We start from the raw sequence: 22,223 nt of genomic DNA on the forward strand, positions 1-22,223 counted from the left end.
TAATTAACCATAAATGTGTCTATCTATATCAGTATAAGTCAATTTTGATGCCTATGTAGCAGGAAACGCTAAACAATTTCTACTTTTGATGGTTGTTGGTGTTTTTATTTAGCATTTCTCGCTACTTTTAACTTCTGTTGGAGGTTTCGACGCACGTTTCTTGTCATTTTGGGATTCAACGAAGGTCTTGTTTTGCGTTTCTTTCTACATTCAAATGCTAACGGAGATATTGATGCGCGTTTCTTCCACCAATCAGAACAAACAAGAGCAAGAAACGGCGTTTCTTACATCTCTCAGCAGGAAATGCTTGAAATCGCATCGCTGAAGGCTGACAGAATAGGCGCAGACCCAGATACATGTGATTTCTAAAAATGTAAAAAGTTACGGAGATAATTCATGTTTTCCGTAACTTTTTACATAGCTGCTGATCAGTCAATATCTATTAATTGGAAATGCTTGTTGAAGGTCAAATCCAATCCATTAGCCAGTTCCACCTCGTATTCATTCTTATTTATTTCAATCTTTTTCACCGATTGTCCTGCATAATTATCCTTCAAGTAGTTCTTGATGGCTTGCGGAATCAGTTGGGCTGGCACGTTTCCCTGCTTGCAGTCAATCTCTGTAAGATTTCCCTTTTTGTCGAACTCCAGCTTCGTACCATTCTGCAGAACAACATCATAGCTTCTGCTGACAACACCCGACTCAATCGTAGCAAGCATCACCTTCTGACCATTGAAATGATTATTGAGCAAGGTCTGAGCCTTGGCAGGAAGGGCATTTACAGAAATAGGCTTGTCGTTGCCCGCATTCGCCACCATGTTGCATGAAACCATGCAGCAAATGGCAATCATCAATATTCGAAAAATTCTTTTCATAAGCTACAAATTAAAATTTTATAATACCTAAGTTGTGATGGATTTCTAAACACCATCTAAGAATTAGACGCAAATCTTGATTGAAAGTTTAAGAAGAAAGTCTATTACGGCTTCTGATGAAACTCCTTCCTTGTCTTGGCCATTGCTTCCGTAGCCCTATCGTGGGTCTCTATCAGCAATGGGTTTTTGTGATATTGCACAATCTTGACTCGGACAGAGTTGTGCCTTTTCTTTTCCTCAATGCATTGAACTATCAAATCCGGGTTGGCAGACTTTGATGTTGGAGTCTTGTCAAAGTTCTGAATATAGGCAGCGTTGGTCAGGAAGAGAATGTCGGAGCCTTCTGGGATTTCCTGCATTACCTTGATCATGAGGGTAAGCATCATGCGGAACTCCGTGGCGTGCAAGTCGCTGATTACATCACGGCTGATGATGTTGCCGTTATGCTCAATCACAACGGCAGCACCACCAGTTCGCTCTTTATGGCCATAATCACATGAGCCACCTATCCAAACGTAATATGTAAATGTATCTTGTGTCATAATTATTTCAACTCATAAAACTCCATAATATCCAGCATCTTGAACAATGTACCATCAATAGAAGAATGCCTGCTTTGATGAAAATGTCCGTAACACCAATGAGTGACATGCTGCTGATGTTCTTTCAGAGTTTCATACAGACTATTCATAACTTCACGTTCCTGCTGTATGTCTGATATCAGAGTTTTGTCGTTGCAAGTCCATTTGTTTATCCCTTCCTTACTTAATAATTCGCAGAAGGATGGAGACGTATGTGTTATAACAATGTCAACCTTCTGCTCAGACAAAATCGACATTAGTGCTTCTTTATTATAAGTCGGCGATTCGCTCTGCCAATAGTATGATGGAGAAAAATCGTCAACGACTTCCGTGTTACCAAAACGTAGCCGCTTTTGTTGTTCCTTACTCCATGCTTCAAGCCTATACGTACGGTCAATTGATATGGCTCCTCCTACACAGAGAATCGAATGGTTGCAAGCGTTGATTACAGAATAGTCTGGAATGGCAATGAAACGTTTGTGCTTAAAGCTTTTCCCATCAAAATACGCTGGGTTGTCATGATTGCCTCTTATGAATACAATCCAATTATTGGCATCATTCATACGTTTGGCGTTTCTTTTCACCATATTATCATAATAGCCTCTCTTGTCAAAACCAAATCCACAATCGCCTGCAACAATAACTAACGTGTTCCGCATTTGATATTGCACACAAATTTTATTCACGAGGAGATTAAAGTCGCCGTGAATATCTCCAGAAACAACTATGTCCTTACATTCTGGAAACTGATATATATTGTATTTTCTGCTATTCATCTTTCATGTTCTCCCAAAACGGAAGAAGTCTTTGCTGTAAGAACGCTATCACTTCAGTAAAAGGCAAGATGTCAGTGGACGTTATTTTACGTATGAAAGCAGTCCATCTGATCTGCATTTGCTGATTGCAGCCAAACTCTTTCCTGAAAAACATCGTGTTCTCATTATAAGGAGTGTGGCGATTTTCAAATGTATGTTTGATAGCTTCCTGTAATATTATAGGATTATACTTTTCATTCTGCAAGATTTTATAGAGATCATAATAATCCTTCATTCGACTACTTTGGTCTGCAAGATCCACAATTGCGTGCATCTTTTCGGCAATAACCGTTTCAAGCGAGTAGGCCAGAATATTGGCACTCGGCAGATGTTCTAGCAATACAGGATAATCAAGATCTATTGGGGAAGGTGTTACCACGTCACCAAAACCAATATCCATTGTTAAAACCTGGGCAATAGTGTCCATCTTGACAGGAATGCTGAGCCTAATCCCATGATAGTCTTTGAACTCTGTTATATTTTGTGCTGTAATGTGCTCCGTGTCAAATATTACGCCATCTTCCTCGTATGGCACAGAACAAATTTCTCTGAACGCTGCAATTATAGAAGAGCCTTCGTTGCTGATATTATTGCCAAGGAAATCTATATCCAATGTCGGACGAGCCGCAAATTTTTCGTATGCATACATGAGTGCACCTCCCTTCAGATAAAAATTTCCTCTATAATGAGTCTGTGATATTCTGTAGAGAAGTCTCTCTTGAAAATACCGAGTTAGGATAGTCTGATTAAAGACGTTTTCCTTTCTTGCAACGTTCAGCAATTTTGTACGTATTGACTTCCCGTAGTTTTTATTTTGTTCTTTACTCATAGCTTCACTTGTAGATAATTTTCCAGGATATTGCCAACACGCAATTGTCTGGCATAATCCATTAGTTTACTGATATTTCTTTCTGGTCTGGAAAGATAGTTATCGATGATTTCAGAACAGACATCAATGCCCACCTTGTTGCGGAACTTTACTGCATCGCATACGCATCGTTCTACATCATATACCTTTACCTGAAATCCATCTATGACTTTCTCCATCACGCCGATTTCAAGAATATTGGCAGTATAGTGATGGAGCTCTATCTTTGGGAATGAAGGTACTTTAACTTTTCTATCCCTTTTGATGGCGACATGATAAGCCTGCGGCAAGGATGTCGTAAGCTGATGGATATTCCAGGCAGACCAAAGGCAGAGGATTCCGTTGGGAACAATAGACTCAATATCAACCATACATGCTGACAATTGGTCTATGTTAGCATATACGCCACGGCAAACCTGAATCAGTTCACCTTGGCGAACGGCTTCCAGCATCTTGTAGTAAGCTGTTCGTCCTTGTACTTTGACGTTTGCAGATGATATGAATGAATTCTTTGTTTCCATAATTGTTCTTCTAATTTTGGTACAAAAATACCACAAATATTTTTAATTGTGGTACTTTTGTACGGAAATCTTTTAAAATCCACCTAATTTTTAATACCTTTCAACAGTATTATAGCTATTTTAGTACAAAAGTACCACAAATATTGCTAAGTGTGGTACTTTTGTACGGGGTGATAGAATGGACAATGCATGGTTATTTGCCTATTCCTAATTTTTCCTTTTATTTTATCTTCAACGTCCGCAGATATTCCTTCTGCTCGGGTGTGATTCTGTAGCTCTCGATGGCCTTCTGGATAGTCTTGTTGTGCGTCCAGGGAGCAAGGCGGTTTTGCTCGATGTAGGGAATTGTTGCGTCCCATTGCTTGGCGAGGGCGGTGGCAAAGAACCAGGCAACCATCATTTTTACGTAATACTCTTCGCTACTTACGGATGCAGGAATTTCAAGATGTTCTGCCTTGAAGTCTTTATCCAGGTAATGAGACATAAGTACCTCTATTCCAAAGCGACAAGTATAAACGTGTGACGATTTACTCCAAGTATTGATCTTCGCCAATAGCTCCTCCTTGTGTTTGGCAAACACCTTCGGAGACATGATGTCGCAAACTGCCCAGTTGTCCACGAATGGCAGGAAGCTGTCTGTCAGACGAATGCATTCCTCGTAGTCTTTCACCTCGGAAATGAGAAGACCATGAAGCATATTCTCATCGTGGTATTCGTGAGGAAGCTGATGAAGGAATTCCTCGCATTCAGCCTCCTTTGTAAATACTTTTGCAAACTTGCGAAACACAGGAACACGAATGCCTATGAAACTCTCCACAGGCACTCCCGGTGTCAGTTTAGCTTGGAAAGCAGCATAATGCTTATCCTGCATGGCGAACAGTCTTTCTTGAAGTGAAGTCATAATTTCTTTGCTTTATATTGAACCTTAGTTAGAGCGATAGTTACTTATTCTGTAGGTTTCACCACAGCTCTCCACTCCATAAACTGCTTGGTCGTTTCTCCGCTATGATGGTCAAGGAAGAGACTGTGGGCGGTGTCGAGCGCAGCAATCTTCTGCATGTCCTCAGCATCAAGCTCGAAGTCGAAGAGGTTCAGATTCTCCTGCATTCGTTCCTTATGAACAGTCTTTGGGATGATGATTACATCGCTCTGCAGCAGCCAGCGCAAGGCTACCTGTGCGGCAGTTTTGCCATATTTTTCGCCAATCTGGGTGAGGGTAGGGTTGGTAAACATTCCGTTCTGACCTTCTGCCAAAGGAGCCCATGCCATGAGCTTGGTGCCAAACTCATCCATGAATTTTCGGGTCTCGTGCTGCTGGTTGAACACGTGCGTCTCCATCTGGTTCACCATCGGTGCAATCTCCATGTTTGAAGCCAGGTCTATGAGATGATCAGGGAAGAAGTTGCTCACTCCGATGGCACGAACCTTTCCTTCCTTGTAAGCTTTTTCCAAGTCACGGTAAGCACCGTAGCGGTCGCAGTAAGGCTGGTGGAGAAGCATCAGGTCGATGTAGTCAGTCTGCAGTTTGCGCAGACTCTCGTCGATGCTCTTCATGGTCTGTCCATCGCCATAGTTGGAAGGCCAGATCTTGGAAACGAGGAAAATCTCATCACGATTCACGCCGCTTTTCTTCCATGCGTTGCCCACAGCTTCCTCGTTGAGATAAGCCTGCGCAGTATCTATCATCCTATAGCCCACGCTGAGAGCATCCAGCACACAACGCTCACACTCATCAGGTTCCACCTGATAAACACCATAACCCAGTTGCGGCATTTCCACGCCATTGCTTAACTTCATCTTCTTCATAATCAATATGTTTTAAAGTTCATTTATTCCATTCTTCCATATTTCATTTCCACGCCTTCCTTATCATACTGCTTGCGCTTTCCGGTTGGAGGCTCAGTAAGCGTGATGCGAACAACAGCCGTGCGTGATAGGGAACGGGCGATGCTTTGGTTGAAAGCATCCATGTGTTGAGGAAGGAAGCGCTCACAGATTAGTCGGAGACCATGAATCTTCTCTGCATCCTCGGTCACGATTTCTACCTTACCGAATGCAATGGCTGATTTGAACTGCAGGGTGAAACTGCCGTCCTTCGGACCAACCGTAGGCGCACAACGTGTTACGGCTGAAAGGCAAACCTCAGGATGAGCCTTGATTGCCTCCAGCTTCTTGCCTTCCAAGGCACCATGAAAATACCAGTTCACATCATCATCTGATGCGAGTGACAGGGGTAAACCATAAGGCTTGCCTTCTTCGTCAATAAAACTGACCGTTATATACGGAGCCTTGTGCATTATTTCCAAAGCCCACTCACTATCCATTGCTCTTGATTTCTTTCTCATTTTTTAATCCTTTGTACTTAAATACTTTAACCATATCCTTGTCGCCACCCACAAGCTGGCTACATCTGTTCAGCATTCCGGTGTCAGAGAAACCGCATTTGTTACCTATATGTTCTAAATCCATTATTATGGTGCAAAAATAGTAAAAACTAGAATAGAAAACGAACTTTTGCTTGCTTTTCTGTTCTATTTTTGGCTATTATTTCAAAGCCTTGCCGTCAGAGAAAGCGTTGCCGACTTTCTCGCCCAGTTGGATATAGCCGTGATGAATAGGGTCGAAGACAATCAGCTCCATCTTCTCCATGTCTGGATTTCCGTCTTCTGCCAGGTACTTCTCATCTACAAGAATATTGACGATTTCAGCAACGAGATAATAGCCGGTTTCGCTTTCGTCATATTTCTCCTTGATGCGGCACTCCAGGGTCATCGGGAAATCGGTGAACACCGGAGCGTTGACCATGGTTGCCTTCTCGATGTTCCATCCCGTCTTCTCCATCTTCTTCGGGTCGTTCTTGGCAGAAACAATGCCCACGAAATCAGAAGCCACCATGGTCTTCTTGGTAGCGAAGGCAACGGTAAACTCGCCACCAAGCTTCAGGTTGTCTGTGGTGACGTGATTTCCCATCGAAATTATAATCTCCTTCATGTCCCACTGTCCAGCCCAGGCAGCGTTCATTGCGTTGGCAACTCCTTCCTTATTATATGTGCCGATAATCAGCACAGGCTGTGGTGCAAACCACGGCTTTGGTGCAAAACTTTTCATATACTTCGTACTTTATATTGTTATTATTTTCATGTGTAAATACGCCATCAGCGCAATCTGTATCACTTTAAAATCCTAACTCCACATCCTTGCCGAATGGTGCGAGCGAAAGACCGGCCATCTTGAAATGCTGTTTTCCCCAAGGAATGCCGATGATCGTTATACATAAGAGAAAGCCGAAGAACAGATGCATGATGCAAGCCCACAAACCTCCGAAAATCAGCCAGAGTAAATTCAACGGGATGCGAATGCAACCAGTTGGACTATTCGTTTCTCTTACTGTAGAACCAAAAGGCCATAGGCAGAGCAGACCAATCTTGAATGTCTGTATCGCAAAGGGAATGCCGATGATGGTACATGCAAGAGCCAGACTTCCGGTGAAATAACCGATGGCAGCTTCGAGACCTCCGAAGAGCCACCAAAGTAAGTTTCCTATTATGCGCATAAGATTATTCTTTTATATTCTTGATAATTTCTTGCCATTCCTGATGCTCTTCCAGATGATTGGTCTTTACCAGTACACTCTGGAAACCAAATCGCTTGCCAGCTTCGGCATTCTCTGCACGGTCATCGAAATAGAGAGTGGTGGCAGGATTCAATCCAGTCTGCTGTGTCATCTCTTCGTAGATTTCGATGGATGGCTTCTCCTTCCGCATGGCGTATGAGAGAAAAACTTCATCAAACAGCTCGTCTGTAGAATATCCCAGCTGCTTCATAAGACAGACCGATTTCTGCCAAAGCGTGTCGTTGATGTTGCTGAGCAGATAGACCTTGTACCGCTTCCGAAGCTTGACCAATGCCTCCAGTCTTTCCACAGGCAGATTGCCACACAACTCTTCCAGGACTTTCTCAATATCCCCGGTTGTGGTTCCTTTGCGGCAAAGGCTCAGCATCTCTTTCAATGTTTCTGCTTCTGCTACCAGACCATTGATATATTGGTGCATCAGTCTCTTGATCTTGCGGACATGGATTAGCCGCTTGAACGCCGTAACGCCCAGGCTCTCCATGGCTTTCACAACAGAGGCATCATCAATATTCACGATGACACCTCCATAATCAAAGACAAGTGTTTCTATCTGTTTCATACTCATTTTCCTGTTGTTAGAATTTATCTATCTCCGTGAAACGATTGAAAGTTCTGCCGTCCCTCGTAACTTTCCCGAAGAACATATCTTCCGGTCTTACCCAATAGGCTTGGTCTCCATAGAGAGCCTGATAAACCACCATGCGCTCCTGAGTCTCGGAGTCGAAGGCAGAATGGATGAATTTGTATTTGCCGCCCTTGAAGTGCTGGAAATATCTTTCTTCCTTTGCCGAAAACTCCATCATCATTTTCTGGGCAAGGGGAGCGTACCATGTCTTCACCTCCTGCTCTGTAGGCGTATGACCGCCAGGGAAATGGAAGGCTTGGTTGTAATGGTGCAGGAAGAGAGGGGAGAAGTGACCCAGGGTGTCCTGCTCACCAAAAAGTCCCCACACACGATCCTTATAATAGGGGTTGCAATGGTCAAACTGCACGGCTTCCAGCTCCGCAAACTCCTCAATCAGCGCCTCTTCTATCACCAGCCGCTGATTGCCGTCCCTTCTCGGAGCCTTGTATTCATGCTCGCCGATTCGCTCCTTCAGAAACTCCGTCATCATGAAATACGGATTGCCGAGCAGGGCAGGAATGCCCACCACAGGAGCCAGCATCTGGGCGAGGAAAGAGCCGCAGCTGTTGCCCAGAAGCAAGTCGGGCTGCTCCCGGTCGATGATGGAGCGAATCTCCTTCAGTGCCTCCTTGGGGTGCAAAGGGAGGTCGGGAGTCAGCACCACCGCCGTCCCCTCAAACGCCTCTTTCAAGGCTCTCGCCATCGGACAGCTGCCCGTAGCGAAGAATCCGTGTAGGAAAAGTATCTTCTTCATGCTCTAATCTTCAATGTCTTGTTTACTTTGTGTCTCTTTTCTTGATAGGTCCGGAGTGATTGCCTCTATTCAGTTTGATTCCGTGCTTATTGAGAATGCGGAAAACGGAGCTTCGGCTTCTGAATCCGCTGGCTCTCCAGATTTCATCTATCGGATGTCCTGCAACATAGAGGTTCACCACAGTCTTCTCTCTGTCGAGCTTCTGCATCTTGCTGGCAGAAACAGGAGGCAGGGACACAATCATCTTCTCCTGCAGCTTGATTACATGCTCTGCTGATTTCCTGAGAGCAAGGACTTCGTCGGGCAGGGAACCCATCATTACCAATACGTCAGATGGCTTGGTTTCCGGAAACAGGATGTTGCTGGAGTCAATCCGGTCGTGGATGCTGATGATGCGAATGACCTTGACCCGGCAGAATTCCAGGAATATTGCCAGTTCACGACTGCCACGCAAGGCGTTGGAAAATTTCGGAATCACCAGTTCATCGCCTCTTTGCAATGCTGCCATCAGTTGTTTCCACAGCGGTCTGTGGCGTTCGTTATCATCACTTTCTTCGATGATTCTTACACAACCGAACTCGTTCATCCATTTGCGGTCTTCTTCCAGTTTGTCATACTGGGATGTAGCCATGATGTAGCCTACTTTTGCCATATCAAAATGTTTTATTGACTGATAACTTGATAGTTATGCGCCTTTTGCGGCAGGATAACCCTGCATTAGGCACGGTCGAGTAAGTGGAGGGAATTTCACCCTCCCTTCTCTCGGAACCGTGCTTGACAGTCTCCCATCACACGGCTCTTCGTACTTAACTCTTTTGTTTCTTAGTTTATATTCTTTATTAACCTAGACGTGGATAGGGTACAAATCCCTTCACCCAGTGTGAAAACTCATTTCTGTTGTGTGCCGCATACTCCACAAGCCAGTCATACGCTTTGCTAAACTTCTTACCCTTGGAGAAGCGCTTGTACTTACGCATCACCCATCGGGTTAGTCGCTCATTGATGTAATTCAACACCTTGCGGAATTCAGATCTACCAAACTTCATATAGTAGTTCATCCATCCACTAATCTGCGTATCAACTTCATTGCTTATATCTAGCAGACAAGCAAAAGTCTTACGATTCAGTTTCCAAGCCCTTGCGGCTTCTTTAATCCTCTTCATCGACTTCTTGCTTATTGCAGGGAGAAAAGCAGTAAAGTTTTGACCCGTCTTTCTGTTTCTTGCACCTCTAGGTCTGAAGGTAAAGCCTAGAAAGTCAAAGGAAATATGCTCCGAGTCACCTCTTCGATTGCTATCCTTACAATAGACTATCTTTGTCTTCTCCTCATTCAGTTTCAATCCACATTCCTCAAAGCGTTTCATTAGAACAGCTTTCAAGAACTGGGCTTGCTTCTCCGATACGCAGTGGCAGATGGTGTCATCAGCATAACGCTCAAACGGAATCGTTGGATAGTTACGCGACATCCATTCGTCAAAGACGTAATGAAGGAACAAGTTTGCCAAAACCGGACCTATCACAGAACCTTGGGGAACTCCCATCGTTCGCTCTATCACTTCACCTTTCGATGTCTGATAGGGAACCTTGAGCCACCGCTCAATGTATAGAAGTACCCATTTCTCCTCTGTATGCTTGCGGATAGCCTTCATCAACAATTCATGATTGATTGTGTCAAAGAACTTACTGATGTCCATATCAAGCACCCAGGGAGTCACATAACAGCGCTCCTTAGCCTTGGCTATGGCTTGATGCGCTCCCTTGCCTGGACGATAGCCGTAGGAATCTTCCTTGAAGATAGGTTCGAGTATGGGAGTCAGTACTGATACTACTACCTGCTGCGCTATTCTATCTTCAATCGTCGGTATGCCCAGAGGGCGAGTACCGCCATTGGATTTGGGTATTTCTACCAGCTTTACCGCTTTGGGAAAGTAGCATCCAGAACTCATGCGATTCCATATCTTATAAAGGTTCTTGGACATTTCTTTGTCAAATGTCTTCTGGTCAACCTTATCGATACCCGCACTGCCCTTGTTTTCCTTCACCTTGTGGTAAGCTTCCCACACCAATCGCTTGTCTATTACAAAAGGTTTTGCCTCATTCATTGTTTCATCCTCAATTTCTTAAGTTGGACTTTAAATTTGGCTAAGCACGCTACCCCCTTCGCTCCATCCCCATTACAGAAACTTCAGCACTACTACGAGGTAGTCCGCCACAGACATGGACATCAGTACTTTCTGCCTTGCGTGTCACGGCTCTCAGCATTTTCCCTTAGCATTCCATGTCTATTTCTCCTGTTCCTCCAAAGAGCCCATGTCAAGTTCATGCCATCTCTACACCGCACACCCAGCAGACAGTAAACAGGTTTCCTCTGCCATTATCCCAAGATGAAGAATAGACCTTAGTTCTGATGTGACTTGCTAACTTTGCTAACGATGCTTCATCAATGGTTCACTTGCGTTCATCTCCTTGACACATACCTTACCAACCTTACGGAAGGCTTTCAATTGTCGTTCACTACCCATCTGTTTCCATCAGAGCAGCACAAAGTGGTTTGCAATCAGCACCTGCATGCCGAATGCGGTGGGTCTGCCACCATCTCTTTAGAAGTTACGACAGAAATTTATCAAATATAGCCAATATCAGACTTCATTCTGTCTCAGGACACACATTCTTCTGCAAAGATACGAATTATATTCAGAAATGGATTCATACTGCCTGGTTTTGTTGGTTCAGCAGACTTGATTTAACCTAATTTATAAATTAGGAGCGCATCTTCAATAATCATACTGCAAAGAGTATGAAACATAAAATAACCTAAAGTCTGATTGTAGTGTCGTTAATGTGGAATTTTATCTGTATCTTTGCACGCAAAATTTTCAATTACATGCCAATGGATAATAGGAATACAGTACAGTTGAACAGTTTTGTCGGTTGCCTCGGTAACTCTTCAGCAACAGGTCTCAAAAACCAAATGAAAGAAAGTAAAGCAAGTGAAAGAAAAACAACTCAGCAGAGTTTATTCTTTCACTTGCTTTTTTTATGTGCCTTACTCATGATCACCTCATGCAGTGGAAGTCGTCAATATGATTTCAAGTCTTCTGAAGATGCGTTGAAACAATACCAGGCTTTCTTTCAAACTATGAAAGGGCATTCAGACTCTGATGCAGAGCATCTTGCAGACTTCATCAACCAGTGGCACGAGTATGGAGACACCGTCTTGAACTACATCAGGAAGGATCCTTCGTTCAATGCGCACAGTGGGCTTTTCATGAAGTATGATCTGATTTCAGACTCCATCCGCACAGAACTGCTGGGGATGACCGGCAACTGTACTTTGAGTGATGTGGCTTATGTGAAGCTCCACACCTCTTTATATAAGGACAACAGGGAACTCGGCTCTCTGAAGGAAAATGCCATCAAGTTCTTCGCCACCTTGGATCAATCGGCTGTCTATGACCTGGAAGTTCACAGAGCCTTGGCCAACTACTCCAAGTTCCTGCTGAGCACTAAGTCGCATGGCATCAAGTCAAGAAAGGAACTCGTGGCGTTCCTGCATGAGGAAGACCGCCATTTCCGCACGTTCCTCGCTCATATCGACGAATGCTCATCCATTGGAATGACGGAAATCACCAACCATACGGCAGACATCTGTTCTGCCATCTACAAATCCGCTTCAAGGAATAAGTTGCCAGCTTCTGAGACACTCGTTCTCATGTCGATGCGAACAGACCGCCGTCTGATTCTCAACGCCCAGGTTTGCCGTGACGCTTTGAAGCGTGGAAAAATCAGAGATGCTATCCAAGCCAATGCCTATCTCTGGATGATATTGCAGCCCTATCTCTCGATGGATGCGCTGGCCATTGCCATGCTCACCCCGGAGCAGGCTCAGCTGATGACGGACATCGCCAAGGATTATCCTGCCATCATCACGAGACTTGAAGGCAAGCACCTTGTCAACAAGGAAGTGTCCAACAAGATTCCAGCCCAGCTGATGCGTCTTTACATATCAACCCTCTAATCTTTCATTATCATGTTACAGGAAGCTATCTACAAATTCAAGGCATCCGGCCCCATGCTGTTGCCAGAGCTGATTGACAATTATTGGATTGGCGAGATAAAGGCATACGAAGATTATGCCATTCTTCCCTACGAAGTGCATATCCCACAACCTATAGACAAGGTGATTGATATGTTCGAAATGAATGCCGACCTTGCCATTCTCTACCATCTGGAGCCATCAGTCCATACGGTGTTCGGACATGAATGCTGCGCCTACTGCTATCCGGTCACCGAAAGGATGTTCAAGATCAACTGCAAGACTTCCGCCGATGGACTCATCCACGAGTTGAATGTGACGATTTACAACTCCATCGAACTCATGTCGGCTGATCTTTTTGAAGACCTCCGGCTGCACGAGCGTCGCGGCACGTTCCGGGCTAAGCGAGAACACGTACAGATCATGAATGATTTCAACTGCGGTCTCTAGATGAACAAACAGACGTATTACCTGATTGCAGACATCATACAAAGATACAGAACATGGATAATAGTTAAAGATACGGAACTGCTGGTAGAGATGAGAATCCTGCAGGATGGGGTGTTGAAGCCCCTGTTTTACAAGGGACTTTCGCTCCAGAGTTACAGAGATCATTACTCTTTCAGAAAGAAGCGAACCTGGAAAATCAATGAATACGACTTGAACCAGGGTCTGGCAGCTCTTTGTAGAAAAGATCCGAGCGCCAAGGGTAGAGTAGAGAAGGGCACTCTCACCCAGCGTGATGTCGAATACATTATAGAGAAAGCATCCTTCGGAATCATCAAACTTGAATTAAGCGATTATGAGTACTAAACGAAAAGTATATACATTCTATATAATAGCCATCCTGGTAATGGTGCTTGTTCTGATGTTCTTTGATTTAAACATCATGGCCAAGGCGATTGTAGGACTGATGATAGTCTTCTGCGTCTTCGTAATGCGAAGCATTCAGACGGCTTACCAGTTGCCAGATGACATCGACCCTGATACGATGCTGCCGATAGAGCCTCATGGCAAATCGCCTGCAGCCATGCCTACAAAGAAGTTAGACCATAATTCAAATGTGGATCTCTATCTCCGTCTTCTCATCGAAGCTGATGAAGAACTGGCGAAAGACCCGATAATAGACCAGATGTCGCCCAGTTATAACATCCAGTTAAATAACAGAATTGCAGAGCGTCTTAAATCACTCGACAAAGGTAATAACAAGTAAAATAAAGGAATATATGATACAGATATTAACCCTCATCCGGTTCGCTTTTCCCTTCCTCCTGCTGACAGCGTTCTTCTGTCTTTACAGGAAGGAATATGGATTCATGAAGCGGTTTATGTGGAAACTGACCATGTTTCAGAGTGCAAGAAATCTCTATGCCTACCTGGTCGTGCTGATGCTTATCTTCGTCAACTGGTGTTGCCATGTAACGGCACCCAATCTCTCAGTCGTAGTGTCAACACTCCTGACCCTGGTGCTTCTGAACAGAAGAATCGCAGAAAGCACCTTCCATCTATTGCATGAGAGGAAAAGACTGTGGTTCGCCACCTTGCTGCTCTTGATGGTTTGCTACGCCTTACCTTATATGAACAGCATGTCCCTGTTCCTCTTTACCGTCAGCGTGGCAGCAGTCTTCTATCCATCTGGAAAAGTGCTCAGCATGAAAAGCCATTCTGAAACCATCAACAACCCGAAGGATCTGCTTGCGCTGATTATCAGAAATTACTATTAGGTGCCACCTGCAACTGGCACAGAATCATATCCACTTGCTCAACATTCCAAAATCAAAAATGACTCAAATGACTCATCACCCCAATCAACAGACACCCGAAGCAGACAGATGCAGAGGTGTTGACCGTTCGTTGCTGGAGTTTCTGAAGCCGAAAGCAGAGGAACGTTACAGCAAGCTGGAAGCCTACTGCGACCTGCTTTCGAAAGCATCATCAGGAGCCTATCAGTCTCCGGGAACCGATGGAGCCCTCCAGCTGTTGCCCGGCCAGTTTGTTGCCACCATTTCCGAACTTGCCCGTCAGTGGCAATGGCAGCGTGCCACGGTTCGCCAGTTTATCTCCGGACTCACCAAACTTGGTCAGCTTTCCGTAGAGCCATACTCCAAGAGCTTCATCTTCTCTGTCAACCTGGAGCAACGTCTCTCTCTTCTTATCGAGAGTCCGGACGACATCCTCGATTTCTGCGCCATGCAGTTCATCCGCTTCATCAAAGGCAGATCCACTGCCAAGGAAGTGGCCGATTCCTACAGCCGTTATTACGACTTGAAGATGAACATGGCCAAGCAGGAAGGATATGGGGGCATTCCTGCCAGGCGTGTACTCAACCAGCAGGCCCAGGTGTTTGATTCACTGGCAGTTTCCATTCTCCGTTATCTCAATCAGGAGAAAGAACTGCCTGAGGAACTTTCAGATTCCGTGAGCCTGCTCTTCGGAAAAGACCATGTCTGGGACTGGCACAAAGTGATAGATTCTCTTGGCATTCTGGCTAAAGCCATCAGTGGCAACACCAAGCCGAGTTATATGGACGAAGTGGCAACCCGATACTCGAAAGCGGAGATAGTACTTCTGGATTGCATCTTCGAGCACTACATCTGCTGCTCCGCATCCAACTACTATGTGAATCCCCCTCGTCCTCTTACTGAGGCCAGGGAGCCATCCGAAAAGGTAGCACCTGCGGAATCTTCCGACGATTAAAAACAACAGTCATATTCCCCTTATTCCATGCGAGGCACGCTGATGGCGATCAGGACGCCCGTTAGCACATCGCTGAATGATTTCAAGCAACGTGAGGCAGCGTGCTTGCACGTGCCACTTTTTTTCAGTCTTGGGAAGCCTAATACCCCGACCTACTGAAGTAGTCGGGAGGGCTGACCAGATAAACAGCAAGCTGGGTCAGATTTCCTTGTGTTGCCAAGACTGAAAAAGGCTCCTGGAGTAAGGACTATAGAAAAAAATACGATATGGGAACATCATCAAAACAGGTCATGGACATCAAAGTCACTAAAGGTCTTGCTTCGGTAGGTAACGAGGAGTTGAGAGACTGGACGGAGAAGGGATGGAACCAGGCCATGCGTGAAGGCAACTACGACCGTAGCCGTGAGCATCTCAACTTCGAGATCCGTCCAGGTGGCATGGTCGCCCCAATAGACAAGAGCCGTCCGCTTACCAGGCGTATGGCAGAAAATCTTGCCTCACGTGGCATTAAAGACCCCAACGAAGGACTGGCAGAGCCACGTTTCCGAACCGTGGTGAATTTCATCTTCAGCGGTTCAACGGAACGTATGCGAGAGCTTGCCTTTGGCAATCAGAAGGTAGATTTTGAAAGCAAGGGTGGTAACGAGCATATCCGTAGAATGCCAGAAATAGAGCAGTGGGCACAGGACATCTACCGCTTTGTGGCAGATAAATATGGAGAGGAAAACATCGTCTCCTTCATCGTCCACTGCGATGAGAAGAATCCGCATGTCCACTGTGCGCTTCTTCCAATTGATAAGGATAAGAAGTTCGCCTTCAAGAAAATCTTCCATGGCCAGAACCGTATAGATTACAAGAACTATCTTCTTGCCCTGCACGATGAACTTGCCAAGGTCAATGAGAAATGGGGACTCACGAGAGGGGTGTCGATAGCAGAGACAGGAGCACGTCACCGTTCAACGGAAGAGTATCGACGATGGCTCGCCAACGAGTGCATGACGCTCGAAGCCCAGATGTTAAACACCCGGAAAGCCCTCGAAGATCTGAACGTGGAACTCTCCATTGCCCAGAAGAAGCAGAAATCCTTTACCTCTATGATAGAGAATCTGAAGGCTGAAATCAACCGCCTCGAAGCAGAACTCCAACCGCTGAGAGCCTTGCAAGCCAACAGCGACAACATCAGTGCCGACATCGCCCGTAAGATTCAGAGCCTTGAACAGCAGAAGGCAATGGTGGAAGATAAACTGGCAGACAAGGAGAAGAAGCTTTCTGAGACCAACCAGTTGCTTGACACCCTCCGCAAGGACAAGGAAGAGATAGAGAAGCAGGCCAGTGAACTGGAAGACAAAGCCAACCAGTCTGAACTTTCCTGGGCGCACAACATGAGCTACCATCTCAACGGAGTGATGCTCGACACCATGGCACATGAGTTTGCCATTCGCTTCCCGAATCTCCCTGACAGCGTGAAACTCGACTTCGACGGCACACTTCTCTGTCAGTTGGCTGAAGACGGCAACCATGTTGTCAAGGTAGCCTTGAACCTTGTGTGCGGTTTCGTGGATGATGCCACGACCATCGCACAGACGCATGGAGGTGGGGGCGGCAGCCCAGGCTCAGGATGGGGCAAGCGACCGGACGAAGACGATAGGGAGTGGGCAAGAAGATGCCTGGCAATGGCACGCAAGATGTGCGCTCCGTCCGTCGGAAGAAGAAAGAAGATGTAACACCATGCTCATTTGTTTACGCAAGTAATCAATCATCAAAGACAACAACATGAGAAAGAAAATATTATCAATAACAATGATGTGTCTGGTTGCAATGACAGCTTCGGCACAAACTGCCAGACAGAGTTCTGACAGTCTTTATATCCAGAAATCATACAGTCAGGAGCAGATGCTCATGCCTGTTAATCCTACATATCTCAAGCATGCAAGCGAAGCAGCCAACTGGGGTAGAAATTGGTTTATAGAAGCAAAGGGCGGGGCTTCAGCTTTTCTTGGGACGCCCATTGGTTGCGGTGACGTGTTCGACCGTGTCACTCCTCTCTTGCAGATAGGAGTCGGCAAATGGTTCACGCCCGCAATCGGTGGACGAATAGGATTTCAGGGACTCAGCTTCAAGAACGCAGAGTTCCATATGATGAAGTATCAGTTTGTCCATGCAGACTTTCTGTACAACATCACGTCTGGCATCCGTCAGAACGAAAGCGGAATCCCTCTTTGGGATGTGATTCCATTCGTCGGTGTCGGCATGATCCATAATTCCGACTGGATCAACAACTGTACCTGCCAGGGTGGTTCGAGTGGCAGTCATCCGTTTGCCTTCACCTATGGTGTGGAAGCCCGTTACCGCATCAGCGACCGTGTTCATCTCGTAGGAGAGGTGAGTGGAATGCTGACCGCCAGGAACTTCGACGGCATCGGAACTTCAACCAAGTTCGGCGACAGCATGATTTCCGTATCAGCCGGTCTGTCCTTCACGATAGGCAAGACAGGGTGGAAGCGAGTAGTGGATGCAACTCCTTACATCGAGCAGAATCTCGCCCTCCAGGATTACATTGCCTACATGAGGGATAAGAATGCTCATCTGGAAAAGCGACTTGCAGGAAATGACGATGGCAAGACCGTCTATCCGAAAAACAACTACAGTGGTCTCAACTCCCTCCGTGCCCGACTTTCGATGAATGGCAACAGTAAGCCAGGGGCAATGGGCAGCGGTGATGGCAACATGGCAGGTCATGCTGATGGCTATTGCTCAGATTCCCTTTCATCTTCTGACCACCTGAAAGTAAGCCTTGGTGTTCCGGTGTATTTCTTCTTCAAGCTCAACACTGATAAATTGGTTGACAAGTCACAGCTCGTGAACCTCGACGACATTGCGAAGATGACCAAGCAGGGAAACCTGAAGATTAAAATATCCGGTGCAGCCGATAGTGCTACTGGTACTCAGTCCGGCAACCAGGATTTGGGTAAGCGACGTGCCAAGTTCATAGCCAAGGCACTCATCAAGCGAGGTGTAGATAAGAGCCAGATCAAAGCCTACAACTTAGGCGGAATCGACAAATATGCGGCGAATGAGGCAAACCGATTCACAACCGTTGTGTTGCTGAAATAGGCTTAAACGTGTATTCATGAATACGTGAATACAAGTACACATATATACATAATATATACTGAATGTAGCTTTTGAGTAAAAGCACTAAAATTCTTCTCTCATACACCATGGGGAGTTTGCTCGTGAGGAGTAAACTCCCTAATCTTGTTTTAGAAAGATACAGAATTGTATTTGAATAAAAGGTGGAGATTATCCTCCACTTCATATTCCTTGTTTGAAACTAATGCAATCCAGTCAAAGCCTTATAAGTATCACTAAGATATTGACACATCTTTTGTGGATTAGTGCCCAAATAGCGAAATCTGTTAGGATGACTAGTCCAAATCACTTTCGTTTTGTGCGTCTTACTCAAATAAACTGCACGTAAGCCATGCTCGTACCATTCGGCTTTACTTTCGTAATCCAATCCTTCAAAAAATATTTTCTCAGAGCCACTCCAAGACAAAATGAACACGACATCAGGTTCACCATACGCTTCAAAGATAGCCTTTAAATTACAGAATGACTGAAATTTTCTTTGAAGGGTTTGATAGCTAACTCTATCAACAATATCCTCATATTGATTACGCTCTATACCTGTATGCCCATCAACATATATTTTCTTTTTTAATGTACTAGGTAACTCTAACGGAAAGAGATTTCCATACCCGACACTATCAAGAATCTTCCATTCTTCCTCTGTCAACTCTTCAATAGAATTATAGTATTTACCAGTGTACAACTGTAACTGCAATTTTCTAACCATACTCCAAAAGCCCCCGATATAGACCAATCTTTTGAGGATAGAGGTGGAGAATTTCTCCACCTCTATCCTCAAAGCTTGGCGATTTTTCAAGAATCATAACGAACATAGAAATGGATTTTCTCTCATATATTTCCATCGAAATAGAAATAATAAGCAATGATTAATCAATTTTCTGCAGTTTCTTTTGTCGGTTTTAATTTTAATGTGTACTTTTGCCACGTCGTATATTCATACGGCAAAATGAAACGAATAATTAAATGTAAAAGCTATGCAGTATCCAACAATATCAGAATATGTAAAGGCAAGTCAAGATGCTAGTGATAATCTTGATATGTTCACCGAAGCAACGGCTGAAGAGTTAAATGAAGCCATTATAGGTGAATTTGGTGTGAAATACAGCAAAGATGGAAGAAAATTGCTAAAAGCTCCAAAAAATTTTGACGGTACTTATTCCATAAAAGAGGGGACACAGATTATTTGTGATAGGGCATTTATAGGCTGTAAATCTTTGCGTAGCATAGTTATTCCTGACAGTGTTACTAGCATTGGGGATAGTGCATTTTTTGGTTGCTGGTTTTTGTGTAGTCTTGTTATCCCCGATAGTGTAACTAGTATTGGGGATTGGGCATTTGGTGATTGCCTTTCTTTAAGCAGTATTGTTATTCCTGAAAGTGTAGTGAACTTGAATGGTAATCCATTTTGCAGGTGGAATGGTGAACTGAAATGTTTGTCACCTTACTTTATTTATGACAATAAGGTGTTGTTCAATAAGGACAAAAGCAAAATTATCGCGTTTAGAGACAAAAAAGCCAAGTCATATGCCATTCCTGATTATGTTACCAGCATTGGGGATAGTGCATTTAAATGTTGCGAATCTTTGCGTAGCATAGTTATTCCTGACAGTGTTACTAGCATAGGGTATTGGGCATTTAGGGATTGTTCTTCTTTGACAGATATAGCTATCCCTGACAGTGTTACTACCATTTGGACTGGTGCATTTTTTGGTTGTACTTCTTTGAAAGAAGTTGCCATTCCTTCTAGTGTTACTAGCATAGGGGAAATGGCATTTCAATATTGCCGTTCTTTGACAGATATAGCTATCCCTGACAGTGTTACTAGCATTGGAAATAATGCATTTAAATTTTGCTTTTCTTTGCGTAGCATTATTATTCCTGATGGCGTTACCAGCATTGGAAATAATGCATTTGGGTGGTGTGAATCTTTGAGTAGCCTTGTTATTCCAGAGGGTGTTACTAGTATTGGGGATAAGGCATTTCAATTTTGCAATTTCCCAAACGATCTTAAACAGGAATTAAGTTCCCGTTTCGGTGATAAAATATTTTGGTAACTATGATAGGGGCTATTATAGGAGATTTAGCAGTCTGGTTCTTGTAACAGAACCATGAGACAATTTTCAGACAGATAGTTTCAGAAAAGATGTAATGAATTAATAATTTTATAAGTTATGCAGTATCCAACAATATCAGAATATGTAAAGGCAAATCAAGATGTTAGTGATAATCTTGATATGTCCACCGAAGCAACGAATGCAGAGTTATTAAAAGAGGCCATTACGGATGAATTTGGTGTGGAATATAGCAAAGATGGAAGAAAACTATTGAAAGCTCCACAAAAACTTGATGGTACTTATTCTATTAAAGAGGGGGTAAGGATAATATGTAATAATGCATTTAGTGGTTGCTTTTCTTTGAAGAGTCTTGTTATTCCTGACAGTGTAACTCGCATTGGGGATAGTGCATTTTTTTGCTGCGAATCTTTGCGTAGCGTTGTTATTCCTGATAGTGTTACTAACATAGGGGATGGTGCATTTGGTAATTGCTATTCTTTGACCAGTATTGCTATTCCTTCTAGTGTTACTAGCATAGGTAAAGGTGCATTTAATGGTTGTTCGTCTTTGACCAGTATTGCTATTCCTGACAGTGTAACTAGCATTGGGGATAATACATTTATGGGTTGCACTTCTTTGAGTAGCCTTGTTATTCCTGGTGGTGTTACTAGCATTGGGGATAGTACATTTAGGGGTTGCACTTCTTTGAGTAGCCTTGTTATTCCAGAAAGTGTTGTCAGCATTAAAGGTAATCTCTTTTGCGGTTGGTATGGCGAACTGAAATGTTTGTCTCCGAATTTTATCTTTGAAGATGGTGTGTTGTTTAACAAAGACAAAAGTACAATTATCTCGTTTAGAGACAAAGACATTACATCATATGTCATTCCGGATTATGTTACGAGCATTGGGGCACGGGCATTTAGGGATTGCACTTCTTTGACAGATATAGTTATTCCTGATAGTGTTACGAGCATTGGGAATAGGGCATTTTATGGTTGCACTTCTTTGAGTAGCGTTGTTATCCCTGATGGTGTTACTAGCATAGGTGAAGGTGCATTTTTATGGTGTAGTTCTCTTTCAGAGATAGTCATCCCTTCTAGTGTTACGAGCATTGGGCATAGTGCATTTTATAAATGCGATTCGTTGCGCGTTGTTATTTCTGATGGTGTTACCAGCATAGGTGATAGTGCTTTTTCTGGTTGTGATTCTCTGTCAGAGATAGTCATTCCTTCTAGTGTTACGAGCATTGGGAATAGGGCATTTTTTGGTTGTGATTCTCTGTCAGAGATAGTCATTCCTTCTAGTGTTACTAGCATAGGTGAATGTGCATTTGGGGGTTGTGATTCTCTTTCAGAGATAGTCATCCCTTCTAGTGTGACTAGCATTGGTGATCATGCATTTGGGGGTTGTCGTTCTCTGTCAGAGATAGTCATCCCTTCTAGTGTTACTAGCATAGGTGATTGGGCATTTCATGATTGTGTTTCTCTGTCAGAGATAGTCATCCCTTCTAGTGTTACTAGCATAGGTAAAGATGCTTTTTATGGTTGTCGTTCTCTGTCAGAGATAGTCATCCCTTCTAGTGTTACTAGCATAGGTGATAGTGCTTTTTA

The 22,223-nt window shown here is 44.2% G+C and carries 27 protein-coding genes; 11 read left to right on the forward strand and 16 right to left on the reverse strand.

From position 1 onward, the window contains the following. Positions 1-168: 168 nt before the first annotated feature. On the forward strand, positions 169-369 hold the full coding sequence (locus DW917_RS12470) for a hypothetical protein (RefSeq protein WP_118119206.1): 201 nt from the start codon (positions 169-171) through the stop codon (positions 367-369). Positions 370-428: 59 nt separating this feature from the next. Here the strand turns inward: DW917_RS12470 and DW917_RS12475 are convergent, their stop codons facing one another. The 15 genes from DW917_RS12475 to ltrA all read right to left on the reverse strand — a co-directional run bounded on the left by DW917_RS12475 (position 429) and on the right by ltrA (position 10,775). Continuing rightward, entirely contained in the window at positions 429-875 is a 447-nt protein-coding gene (locus DW917_RS12475; RefSeq protein ID WP_233524729.1) for a PepSY-like domain-containing protein, read from the reverse strand. Positions 876-979: 104 nt separating this feature from the next. Further along, complete coding sequence (locus tag DW917_RS12480) at positions 980-1,417, reverse strand: ribonuclease H (protein WP_118119208.1); 438 nt, start codon at positions 1,415-1,417, stop codon at positions 980-982. A 2-nt stretch (positions 1,418-1,419) separates the two neighbouring features. Beyond that, on the reverse strand, positions 1,420-2,232 hold the full coding sequence (locus DW917_RS12485) for a metallophosphoesterase (protein ID WP_118119209.1): 813 nt from the start codon (positions 2,230-2,232) through the stop codon (positions 1,420-1,422). Continuing rightward, complete coding sequence (locus DW917_RS12490; RefSeq protein ID WP_118119211.1) at positions 2,225-3,100, reverse strand: nucleotidyl transferase AbiEii/AbiGii toxin family protein; 876 nt, start codon at positions 3,098-3,100, stop codon at positions 2,225-2,227. Before DW917_RS12490 ends, DW917_RS12485 begins: the two co-directional genes overlap by 8 nt. Then, the gene (locus DW917_RS12495; RefSeq protein ID WP_118119213.1) at positions 3,097-3,660 is read right to left on the reverse strand and encodes a hypothetical protein; all 564 of its coding nucleotides are present in this window, start codon (positions 3,658-3,660) and stop codon (positions 3,097-3,099) included. The genes DW917_RS12490 and DW917_RS12495 overlap by 4 nt, the downstream gene beginning before the upstream one ends. Before the next feature lie 220 nt (positions 3,661-3,880). Beyond that, complete coding sequence (locus tag DW917_RS12500) at positions 3,881-4,561, reverse strand: DNA alkylation repair protein (RefSeq protein ID WP_118119215.1); 681 nt, start codon at positions 4,559-4,561, stop codon at positions 3,881-3,883. 44 nt (positions 4,562-4,605) lie between these two features. Then, positions 4,606-5,466 carry an aldo/keto reductase gene (locus tag DW917_RS12505; protein WP_118119217.1) on the reverse strand — a complete coding sequence of 287 codons (861 nt, stop codon included), beginning with the start codon at positions 5,464-5,466 and terminating at the stop codon, positions 4,606-4,608. 23 nt (positions 5,467-5,489) lie between these two features. Next, entirely contained in the window at positions 5,490-6,005 is a 516-nt protein-coding gene (locus tag DW917_RS12510; protein ID WP_118119219.1) for a pyridoxamine 5'-phosphate oxidase family protein, read from the reverse strand. After that, positions 5,977-6,129 (reverse strand): hypothetical protein, encoded by a 153-nt coding sequence (locus DW917_RS17255; RefSeq protein WP_158570145.1) that lies wholly within the window; start codon positions 6,127-6,129, stop codon positions 5,977-5,979. Before DW917_RS17255 ends, DW917_RS12510 begins: the two co-directional genes overlap by 29 nt. A 75-nt stretch (positions 6,130-6,204) precedes the next feature. Continuing rightward, positions 6,205-6,768 carry a flavin reductase family protein gene (locus DW917_RS12515; RefSeq protein ID WP_118119220.1) on the reverse strand — a complete coding sequence of 188 codons (564 nt, stop codon included), beginning with the start codon at positions 6,766-6,768 and terminating at the stop codon, positions 6,205-6,207. 67 nt (positions 6,769-6,835) lie between these two features. Then, positions 6,836-7,213: a YccF domain-containing protein gene (locus tag DW917_RS12520; protein WP_118119222.1), complete on the reverse strand. Its 378-nt coding sequence runs from the start codon at positions 7,211-7,213 to the stop codon at positions 6,836-6,838. Between the two features lie 4 nt (positions 7,214-7,217). Then, entirely contained in the window at positions 7,218-7,853 is a 636-nt protein-coding gene (locus tag DW917_RS12525) for an HAD-IA family hydrolase (RefSeq protein ID WP_158570147.1), read from the reverse strand. Between the two features lie 16 nt (positions 7,854-7,869). Continuing rightward, positions 7,870-8,673, reverse strand: a complete 804-nt coding sequence (locus DW917_RS12530; protein ID WP_118119226.1) for a YqiA/YcfP family alpha/beta fold hydrolase — start codon at positions 8,671-8,673, stop codon at positions 7,870-7,872. Between the two features lie 22 nt (positions 8,674-8,695). Next, positions 8,696-9,325 carry a recombinase family protein gene (locus tag DW917_RS12535; RefSeq protein WP_118119228.1) on the reverse strand — a complete coding sequence of 210 codons (630 nt, stop codon included), beginning with the start codon at positions 9,323-9,325 and terminating at the stop codon, positions 8,696-8,698. A 187-nt stretch (positions 9,326-9,512) separates the two neighbouring features. Next, entirely contained in the window at positions 9,513-10,775 is a 1,263-nt protein-coding gene (ltrA, locus tag DW917_RS12540) for a group II intron reverse transcriptase/maturase (protein WP_118119230.1), read from the reverse strand. Positions 10,776-11,812: 1,037 nt separating this feature from the next. Between ltrA and DW917_RS12545 the strand changes: the two genes are divergently transcribed. The 8 genes from DW917_RS12545 (at position 11,813) to DW917_RS12580 (ending at position 18,520) form a co-directional block, all read left to right on the forward strand. Then, a complete protein-coding gene (locus DW917_RS12545) occupies positions 11,813-12,691 on the forward strand; it encodes a hypothetical protein (protein ID WP_233524730.1) in 879 nt (292 codons plus the stop codon). 12 nt (positions 12,692-12,703) lie between these two features. Continuing rightward, positions 12,704-13,159 carry a hypothetical protein gene (locus DW917_RS12550; RefSeq protein WP_094880475.1) on the forward strand — a complete coding sequence of 152 codons (456 nt, stop codon included), beginning with the start codon at positions 12,704-12,706 and terminating at the stop codon, positions 13,157-13,159. Then, positions 13,160-13,522 carry a hypothetical protein gene (locus tag DW917_RS12555; RefSeq protein ID WP_118119232.1) on the forward strand — a complete coding sequence of 121 codons (363 nt, stop codon included), beginning with the start codon at positions 13,160-13,162 and terminating at the stop codon, positions 13,520-13,522. Further along, a complete protein-coding gene (locus tag DW917_RS12560) occupies positions 13,512-13,922 on the forward strand; it encodes a hypothetical protein (protein WP_118119234.1) in 411 nt (136 codons plus the stop codon). The genes DW917_RS12555 and DW917_RS12560 overlap by 11 nt, the downstream gene beginning before the upstream one ends. A 13-nt stretch (positions 13,923-13,935) precedes the next feature. Beyond that, complete coding sequence (locus tag DW917_RS12565; protein ID WP_118119236.1) at positions 13,936-14,433, forward strand: hypothetical protein; 498 nt, start codon at positions 13,936-13,938, stop codon at positions 14,431-14,433. Positions 14,434-14,491: 58 nt separating this feature from the next. Further along, on the forward strand, positions 14,492-15,406 hold the full coding sequence (locus DW917_RS12570) for a hypothetical protein (protein ID WP_147344182.1): 915 nt from the start codon (positions 14,492-14,494) through the stop codon (positions 15,404-15,406). Between the two features lie 266 nt (positions 15,407-15,672). After that, the gene (gene mobV, locus DW917_RS12575) at positions 15,673-17,130 is read left to right on the forward strand and encodes a MobV family relaxase (RefSeq protein WP_118119240.1); all 1,458 of its coding nucleotides are present in this window, start codon (positions 15,673-15,675) and stop codon (positions 17,128-17,130) included. A 49-nt stretch (positions 17,131-17,179) separates the two neighbouring features. Then, entirely contained in the window at positions 17,180-18,520 is a 1,341-nt protein-coding gene (locus DW917_RS12580) for an OmpA family protein (protein WP_118119242.1), read from the forward strand. 220 nt (positions 18,521-18,740) lie between these two features. Here the strand turns inward: DW917_RS12580 and DW917_RS12585 are convergent, their stop codons facing one another. Further along, positions 18,741-19,265: a hypothetical protein gene (locus DW917_RS12585; protein WP_118119244.1), complete on the reverse strand. Its 525-nt coding sequence runs from the start codon at positions 19,263-19,265 to the stop codon at positions 18,741-18,743. Positions 19,266-19,533: 268 nt separating this feature from the next. Between DW917_RS12585 and DW917_RS12590 the strand changes: the two genes are divergently transcribed. Further along, positions 19,534-20,613: a leucine-rich repeat domain-containing protein gene (locus DW917_RS12590; RefSeq protein WP_118119246.1), complete on the forward strand. Its 1,080-nt coding sequence runs from the start codon at positions 19,534-19,536 to the stop codon at positions 20,611-20,613. Positions 20,614-20,730: 117 nt separating this feature from the next. Next, positions 20,731-22,223 (forward strand): leucine-rich repeat domain-containing protein (locus tag DW917_RS12595; RefSeq protein WP_199545558.1); only part of this gene is annotated, 1,493 nt, incomplete at its 3' end.

The sequence above is a fragment of the Prevotella sp. AM42-24 genome, from assembly GCF_003461825.1.
GTDB classification, from domain to species: Bacteria; Bacteroidota; Bacteroidia; order Bacteroidales; family Bacteroidaceae; genus Prevotella; species Prevotella hominis.

What these genes read in the sequence shown, in the direction of transcription:
- mobV (WP_118119240.1), top strand. Translation starts at nt 15,673, where the DNA reads ATGGGAACATCATCAAAACAGGTCATGGACATCAAAGTCACTAAAGGT.
- DW917_RS12480 (WP_118119208.1), bottom strand. Translation starts at nt 1,417, where the DNA reads ATGACACAAGATACATTTACATATTACGTTTGGATAGGTGGCTCATGT.
- DW917_RS12510 (WP_118119219.1), bottom strand. Translation starts at nt 6,005, where the DNA reads ATGAGAAAGAAATCAAGAGCAATGGATAGTGAGTGGGCTTTGGAAATA.
- DW917_RS12475 (WP_233524729.1), bottom strand. Translation starts at nt 875, where the DNA reads ATGAAAAGAATTTTTCGAATATTGATGATTGCCATTTGCTGCATGGTT.
- DW917_RS12585 (WP_118119244.1), bottom strand. Translation starts at nt 19,265, where the DNA reads ATGGTTAGAAAATTGCAGTTACAGTTGTACACTGGTAAATACTATAAT.
- DW917_RS12555 (WP_118119232.1), top strand. Translation starts at nt 13,160, where the DNA reads ATGAACAAACAGACGTATTACCTGATTGCAGACATCATACAAAGATAC.
- DW917_RS12535 (WP_118119228.1), bottom strand. Translation starts at nt 9,325, where the DNA reads ATGGCAAAAGTAGGCTACATCATGGCTACATCCCAGTATGACAAACTG.
- DW917_RS12515 (WP_118119220.1), bottom strand. Translation starts at nt 6,768, where the DNA reads ATGAAAAGTTTTGCACCAAAGCCGTGGTTTGCACCACAGCCTGTGCTG.
- DW917_RS12520 (WP_118119222.1), bottom strand. Translation starts at nt 7,213, where the DNA reads ATGCGCATAATAGGAAACTTACTTTGGTGGCTCTTCGGAGGTCTCGAA.
- DW917_RS17255 (WP_158570145.1), bottom strand. Translation starts at nt 6,129, where the DNA reads ATGGATTTAGAACATATAGGTAACAAATGCGGTTTCTCTGACACCGGA.
- DW917_RS12525 (WP_158570147.1), bottom strand. Translation starts at nt 7,853, where the DNA reads ATGAAACAGATAGAAACACTTGTCTTTGATTATGGAGGTGTCATCGTG.
- DW917_RS12490 (WP_118119211.1), bottom strand. Translation starts at nt 3,100, where the DNA reads ATGAGTAAAGAACAAAATAAAAACTACGGGAAGTCAATACGTACAAAA.
- DW917_RS12565 (WP_118119236.1), top strand. Translation starts at nt 13,936, where the DNA reads ATGATACAGATATTAACCCTCATCCGGTTCGCTTTTCCCTTCCTCCTG.
- DW917_RS12500 (WP_118119215.1), bottom strand. Translation starts at nt 4,561, where the DNA reads ATGACTTCACTTCAAGAAAGACTGTTCGCCATGCAGGATAAGCATTAT.
- DW917_RS12530 (WP_118119226.1), bottom strand. Translation starts at nt 8,673, where the DNA reads ATGAAGAAGATACTTTTCCTACACGGATTCTTCGCTACGGGCAGCTGT.
- ltrA (WP_118119230.1), bottom strand. Translation starts at nt 10,775, where the DNA reads ATGAATGAGGCAAAACCTTTTGTAATAGACAAGCGATTGGTGTGGGAA.
- DW917_RS12505 (WP_118119217.1), bottom strand. Translation starts at nt 5,466, where the DNA reads ATGAAGAAGATGAAGTTAAGCAATGGCGTGGAAATGCCGCAACTGGGT.
- DW917_RS12495 (WP_118119213.1), bottom strand. Translation starts at nt 3,660, where the DNA reads ATGGAAACAAAGAATTCATTCATATCATCTGCAAACGTCAAAGTACAA.
- DW917_RS12550 (WP_094880475.1), top strand. Translation starts at nt 12,704, where the DNA reads ATGTTACAGGAAGCTATCTACAAATTCAAGGCATCCGGCCCCATGCTG.
- DW917_RS12485 (WP_118119209.1), bottom strand. Translation starts at nt 2,232, where the DNA reads ATGAATAGCAGAAAATACAATATATATCAGTTTCCAGAATGTAAGGAC.
- DW917_RS12570 (WP_147344182.1), top strand. Translation starts at nt 14,492, where the DNA reads ATGACTCAAATGACTCATCACCCCAATCAACAGACACCCGAAGCAGAC.
- DW917_RS12560 (WP_118119234.1), top strand. Translation starts at nt 13,512, where the DNA reads ATGAGTACTAAACGAAAAGTATATACATTCTATATAATAGCCATCCTG.
- DW917_RS12590 (WP_118119246.1), top strand. Translation starts at nt 19,534, where the DNA reads ATGCAGTATCCAACAATATCAGAATATGTAAAGGCAAGTCAAGATGCT.
- DW917_RS12580 (WP_118119242.1), top strand. Translation starts at nt 17,180, where the DNA reads ATGAGAAAGAAAATATTATCAATAACAATGATGTGTCTGGTTGCAATG.
- DW917_RS12545 (WP_233524730.1), top strand. Translation starts at nt 11,813, where the DNA reads ATGAAAGGGCATTCAGACTCTGATGCAGAGCATCTTGCAGACTTCATC.